Raw genomic sequence first — 6,191 nt, 5'->3', positions numbered from 1 at the left:
TGAAGCTCAAGTTTCGTGTTCTGAACTTGAAGTTTCGTGTTCTGAAGCTCAAGTTTCGTGTTCTGAACTTGAAGTTTCATGTTCTGAAGCTCAAGTTTCGTGTTCTGAACTTGAAATTTCATGTTCTGAAGCTCAAGTTTCGTGTTCTAAACTTGAAGTTCCGTGTTCTGAAGCTCAAGTTCCGCACATTCTACACAAACAACTGCGCCACGGTGCAAACAAAATTTGGTAACAGAGGTGAAGAGAGGTCATCTGTAGCGAATAATGTTGCCACTAATTTCAGAACTGCTTTTTCTCGGCGATACACTTCAACCTGTTGTAATTGCCAGTTCAAAATCCAATATTCTTGAACTCCTCTAGAAGCATATAATTTTAACTTAACTTCGCAATCGCGTCGCTCGTTTTGGACTCCAGGGGAAAGTACTTCTACAACCAGTTCTGGCGCTCCCGTTAAATGTCCTTCATTATCAAGTAAAATGGCGAGGCGTTCTTTACTTACCCAAACCACATCAGGAATAACGTTATCTGCATCACTAAAAATAATTCCTGGTGTTGGGACAGCCTCACCAAGACCTGTTGAGAGTGACCAAGTTCTTAATTCTCCACAAATATTTGCTATGGCTTTTTGATGTCCCCAATGAGGTGCCCTAGTCACAAATAATTCCCCATCTATAATTTCGTAACGATTACCGTTATCTGGCAATAACTCTAAGTCTGCACTTGTCCAGCGTATCCGTTCATCAATGGTTTGGCTCATCGAAACCTCTGAAGTATTGATACTAATATCCTAATGTCATTTGTCATTTGTCATTTGTTATTCTCCCCCATGCCCAATGCCCCCTCACCTCTACATCAACTGCATCTCCTGCAATCCCTGGCGTAGTCTCTTCGCCTCTTCGGGATTATACCTTTCGTGAAGGGCGATCGCTTTTCTAAAAGCTGTTAAACTATCTTGATGATTGCCAATTTTTAGCAACACTACCCCTAAATTTTGATATGCTTCGGCATAGTTGGGATTTAAGGTGATTGCATGTTGATAATATACGATCGCATCTGCAAATAAACCCAAAGCCTTAAATGTCATCGCCAAATTATAATGTCCAAAAACAAAAGTGGGATCGATTTTCAAAGCTGTGGTATAAGCAGTTTTCGCGCCGTTGAAATCTCCTGCTGCTTTGAGTAAGTTACCCAAGTTGTTGTATGCTCCTAGTTTGAGCATGGGGTAAATTGGCAATTTGATGGCAGCTTGATAGTGAGAAATTGCTTGTGGGGATTTTTGCAACCGACTGTAGGCAATGCCTAAATGATAGTGGAGTTCATATAAAATATCGTAGTTGTCTTCAGCAACGGTGATTCCTCGTCTCAGTAAATCCATACCTTGAGAAATTTTCCCAGTTTGCACATACAACGCTCCTAATTTACTGCAAACATAGGGATCGTTGGGATGAGTTGCCAGAAACCCTTCCATCGCCGTAGCGGCTTTGGCATATTTGTTATTTTGAGCGATCGCACTTTTTTGATATCCTGTGTGTACAAGGGCAACCCCAGGTAAATAACCTATTTGCCAGTGAGGTTCTCTGGTTAAAATTTCTGACACACTATCATCTACCAAAGCATGATAAGGACGGTCAAAACGAATATCTGGATGATTGCGGAATAGCCTGGAAACCAGAGAATAGGGAGATTGTTCTGCACCAACTTCCTGGCGGACGAGGTTGATGAGCAAATATTCATCTATTGCGATCGCCTCTCGCAACTGCGGTACAATTGCTGGAGTCAGAGTTTCATCAGCATCTAATACCAAAATCCAATCATTAGTGACATATTTGAGAGCTGCATTGCGGGCAGCACTGAAATCATTACACCATTTAAAATGATAGACTTTTGCACCGAGTTGTTGGGCAATGTTGGGAGTGCGATCGATTGAGCCTGTATCCAACACTACCATTTCATCCACTACTTTTCTGACACTGTTCAGACATTTAGGCAGTGTTGCTGCTTCGTTTTTCACAATCATACATAGACTCAAACTCATAATTTAAAAATTGGGAGTGGGGATGAGGGAAATGAGGGGGATAAAGGGAGATGAGAAAGCAATATCTCTACTTACTACTTACTATTTTCTTTGAGAGTGATAGACTCTGCATAGTGGAAAATTTGCCTCGATTGTGAAATGTTGCAATCAAGGCTTTTGTGTTTGGCAGAAACACTGACAATTGGTGTAAATGATGACAGTGTAACGGATAAACTGCCAATCTAATATAACCAGTGTCAATTTATGCTAATCCATCTGATTTTACAGGTAATATGAAATTGGTAGACGTAGCCCGTCCTTAGACATCGCATCAGGGAGTATTACCTGAATCTTGATTAAACTAACTATTTAGCTGTTCTTACCCATTTTTTTGATTATATAACTATAATACACATTATCTAAATAGTCATATATGTAATGAAAAACTCACTTAGCAGAACAGCAAAATTACTTCGCAAAAATTTCCAAAAATATTTGCGATCGCTTAACCGTTGGTTTTCAGATACACCAGAAAGAGCACTTTTAGAAGCTTACCAAGCAGCTCAGAGAATTAAAAACATTGAGAACGAACATTTCGATAACAAAAAAATATCTTTACAATCAGTAAAGTATACTGAAAATGTAATGTCTTATTGGCAAGTATATCTTAATAAGAACTTAACTATTATTAAGATCAGGCTTGCAGAGTTCCACCTTAGTCGGGGAATTGTCAATATCTCTAATTCTGTTTTATTAGAAAAATTGAAGGTTATTGATGAAGTAGTAGAGAAGTATGCTATCAAAGATGAAATAATTAACAATACTCCGTTAGTGTCAACTTATCATCCTTTAAATATTAATGATAACGAAGTAAAAAAACAGTTAAGTTTATCTAACATAAATAATACTCAAGTTAACGCTCCAATTCAAAAACCTAGACTGGCTAAGAGTTCTATTGGCAGAAGAATTAATAAAATTCAAGCAGATTTTGCACCGCAGACAGAAGAAGAGTTTGTCAGGAATTATCGCATTTCTAAAGGTAGGACAATAATTGCCCTGCGATTTTTGATAGTTCTCATTGTTGTACCGCTTTTAACTCAATATTTATCTAAACAATTTATAGTAACTCCAATATTAGAAAGGGTTAGAGGAGATAATACAACTAAAATATTCATCAATTCTGACATGGAAAAAGAAGCTCTCCATGAATTACATAATTTTCAAGAAGGATTGAGATTTGAATATTTTGTTAATCAAGCACCACCACTTTCTTCAGAGCTAACACAAGAAAAAATCAAAAGTAAAGCAATTGAAATCTCTGAAGAATTTAGCAGAAAAAGTAATAGTAGTCTTAGTAATGCTTTTGCTGATTTAATATCACTCTTTGCTTTTGGTATAGTTATCGCCATGAGCAAAAGAGAAATTGTGATTCTTAAGTCTTTTATGGATACCATTGTCTCTGGTCTCAGCGATAGTGCCAAGGCTTTTTTAATTATTCTGTTTACAGATATATTTGTCGGATTTCACTCACCAGATGGGTGGGAAGTCCTTCTTGCGGGATTTGCAGAACATTTAGGTCTACCAGCCAGTAGAAATGTAATCTTTTTCTTTATTGCTACATTTCCTGTAATTTTAAACACTATCTTTAAATACTGGATATTCCGCTATCTCAGTCGTTTATCTCCATCGGCATTAGCTACATTAAAAGAGATGGACGAGTAATTTGTAATTATCCAACGCCCAAATTCACTTACTTTGAGTAAAGAATATATTTCTTCCCATAAATCAATTAATTACAAATTACGAATTATGTTCACGCATTTGTCTTTTGATTCGCTAGGCTATGTATATTCTGGTTTTTCCGAAGTATACTATGGATTTTGAAAGCAAAGCTAATGCCTCAACTCCTACAGACAACATAGAATTTGCTCAACCAACGACTACCCGTAAGCCGCTGGAACTGCTGCGAGATACTGAGGCTTTACTTCGTCGCCCAACTGTTGCGAAACTGTCGCCGATTTTGCCACCAAAACTGAGCAATAGATTCCAAGCAACCTCATCTTTGGCAGATGACTCCTTTAAGGAACTGGCAGAAATTGACCTAAATACTATTAGTGATTTTGAACTGCGTCCGGCACGAATTCTTGTTGGTTTGAGCCTTGTTGGTTTTGGAGCGCTCATGATATTGGTGCTGTTGCTATACTTAAATACATTGCATCCAAAAACCAGTACAGTTGAGCAGATTCGGCAATATTGGTATCAATATATTTGGTTTGTCTGTTTAGGTATCACGGGGATGTTTATCTTGGGACGTGAAGCAATGCGTCCTATGCCAAAACGATGGAACTAATTCGTAACTAAGTTTTGTCATAGAGATATGAGTGAAAAAGAATGTAGAGAGGTAGCAGTGCTAACTCTCTACAAGGTTTCTGGATAACGCATAATAGTTAAAAAATCAGGATGAACTTTGGTGAATAAATATACCAATTATTCTAGATTCATGATAAATTCTGACTTCTGAATCCTGAGTGCTGAATTCTTATACCAATTCAATTAATGATTGCAACACATCCTTGGGTAAAGACGCGATGAATCGCGTCTCTACAAATGGTCTATTTGTCGCATTCTTTTTTCAAATTGGTATTACTATTAATAAATTATAACTTTCAGGAATTAATACTTCAAAATGTGCTTGTGTATTAATTAGCTGCTAGGAGATTTTATACATGAATCATGATGCTTTCATTGTTTCGCCAGGTTCAAAGATTTCTCTGAAAAAAAACTATGACCCAGCTTATAAAACTGATTTTCATGAAAAAACTGATGCTGCAACTAAATTACAGGTAGATGTTGAACGATTAGCTAATTACCAAAATATTCTCTATGCTCAAAATACCTATGCTCTGTTGATTATTTTTCAAGCAATGGATGCTGCTGGCAAAGACAGCACTATTAAACATGTGACTTCTGGTGTTAATCCGCAGGGATTTCAGGTGTTTAGTTTTAAGGGACCTAGTGCGGAAGAATTAGACCATGACTACTTGTGGCGCTCAATGAAAGCTCTGCCAGAAAGAGGAAGAATTGGCATATTCAACCGTTCGTACTATGAAGAAGTTCTAGTGGTTCGCGTCCATCCAGAAATGCTTCAGAAACAACAACTTCCTCACTTCCCTAATGGAAAAAAGATATGGAAACAGCGTTTTGAAGAAATCAATAACTTTGAAAAGTATTTGGTTGATAATGGTGTAATTGTTTTGAAGTTTTTTCTAAATGTCTCCAAGTCAGAGCAAAAAAAACGCTTTCTAGGACGGATTAATTCTCCTGATAAAAATTGGAAGTTTTCAGATAATGATGTCCGAGAACGAGCTTTTTGGGATGATTATATGAATGCTTATGAAGAGGTTTTTAATAATACTAGTACTAAATGGGCGCCGTGGTATATTATTCCTGCCGATCGCAAATGGTTTACCCGCCTGACCGTTGCCAATATCATCTGCACAAAATTAGAAGAACTAAATCTACAATACCCAACAGTTAGTGAGGAACATAAGCAGCAACTTTTGGAGGCGAAACGTATTCTAGAGCAGGAAGATTAACCTGTGAATTTGATAAGTAAAGGCAAAAAAATGCTGAAGTAGTTCAGATATACTGTATAATATATGTAAATAAGAATAAAAAATTGTAATTTGATTAATGCTATTTGTAACTAAAGAAGTTACGCAGATAGTCATAGGCGCAAAATCATGATTGAGATGGCAGAAAATGCCAAAAATCATCCACCTCACTTTACTAATGCTGCCTTTGATATAGTGGCGATCGCAGCCTCGGCAGGTGGTCTGACTGCTATAGTTAAAGTGCTATCGACTCTAAAAGCAGAATTTCCCGCCGCGATCGCTATTGTGCAACACTTAGCTCCCGAATATCCGTCGTTCATGGCAGAAATTCTTGGTCGGCGCACAGATATTACCGTCAAACAGGCACAAGAAGGAGATTCCCTGACCCCAGGAACAGCTTACGTTGCTCCACCCAATCGTCACTTGTTGGTTAACGGTGATGGCACACTTTCTTTATCACAGTCGGAATTAGTACATTTTTTACGTCCTTCGGCTGACTTGTTATTTAGGCGTTGCTGAATAGAGGGATGAATTGATTTATGTAGGTACAATTTGATACTTTA

General features: G+C 37.6%; 5 protein-coding genes and 1 pseudogene. 4 read left to right on the top strand and 2 right to left on the bottom strand.

Annotation, left to right across the window (positions count from 1 at the left end):
* Positions 1-190: 190 nt before the first annotated feature.
* Both ACFE93_RS31590 and ACFE93_RS31585 read right to left on the bottom strand, forming a co-directional pair.
* The gene (locus ACFE93_RS31590; RefSeq protein ID WP_375479593.1) at positions 191-757 is read right to left on the bottom strand and encodes a Uma2 family endonuclease; all 567 of its coding nucleotides are present in this window, start codon (positions 755-757) and stop codon (positions 191-193) included.
* A gap of 90 nt (positions 758-847) precedes the next feature.
* Positions 848-2,035: a tetratricopeptide repeat protein gene (locus ACFE93_RS31585; RefSeq protein WP_375479591.1), complete on the bottom strand. Its 1,188-nt coding sequence runs from the start codon at positions 2,033-2,035 to the stop codon at positions 848-850.
* A gap of 417 nt (positions 2,036-2,452) precedes the next feature.
* Between ACFE93_RS31585 and ACFE93_RS31580 the strand changes: the two genes are divergently transcribed.
* The 4 genes and pseudogenes from ACFE93_RS31580 to ACFE93_RS31565 form a co-directional block, all read left to right on the top strand.
* On the top strand, positions 2,453-3,736 hold the full coding sequence (locus ACFE93_RS31580) for a proton extrusion protein PcxA (RefSeq protein WP_375479589.1): 1,284 nt from the start codon (positions 2,453-2,455) through the stop codon (positions 3,734-3,736).
* 151 nt (positions 3,737-3,887) lie between these two features.
* A complete protein-coding gene (locus ACFE93_RS31575; RefSeq protein ID WP_375479587.1) occupies positions 3,888-4,364 on the top strand; it encodes a hypothetical protein in 477 nt (158 codons plus the stop codon).
* Between the two features lie 376 nt (positions 4,365-4,740).
* A complete protein-coding gene (locus ACFE93_RS31570) occupies positions 4,741-5,610 on the top strand; it encodes a polyphosphate kinase 2 family protein (RefSeq protein ID WP_375479585.1) in 870 nt (289 codons plus the stop codon).
* Between the two features lie 147 nt (positions 5,611-5,757).
* A pseudogene (locus ACFE93_RS31565) lies at positions 5,758-6,135 on the top strand (chemotaxis protein CheB); the annotation flags it as partial.
* Between the last annotated feature and the right edge of the window lie 56 nt (positions 6,136-6,191).

Source organism: uncultured Nostoc sp., assembly GCF_964247315.1.
Classification (GTDB): Bacteria; Cyanobacteriota; Cyanobacteriia; order Cyanobacteriales; family Nostocaceae; genus Nostoc.
Note: the sequence above shows the minus strand (reverse complement) of the source record. Positions and strands in the feature narration are given on the sequence as shown.

Coding starts and splice junctions, on each gene's coding strand:
- ACFE93_RS31590 (WP_375479593.1), bottom strand. CDS start 757: ATGAGCCAAACCATTGATGAACGGATACGCTGGACAAGTGCAGACTTA.
- ACFE93_RS31585 (WP_375479591.1), bottom strand. CDS start 2,035: ATGAGTTTGAGTCTATGTATGATTGTGAAAAACGAAGCAGCAACACTG.
- ACFE93_RS31580 (WP_375479589.1), top strand. CDS start 2,453: ATGAAAAACTCACTTAGCAGAACAGCAAAATTACTTCGCAAAAATTTC.
- ACFE93_RS31575 (WP_375479587.1), top strand. CDS start 3,888: ATGGATTTTGAAAGCAAAGCTAATGCCTCAACTCCTACAGACAACATA.
- ACFE93_RS31570 (WP_375479585.1), top strand. CDS start 4,741: ATGAATCATGATGCTTTCATTGTTTCGCCAGGTTCAAAGATTTCTCTG.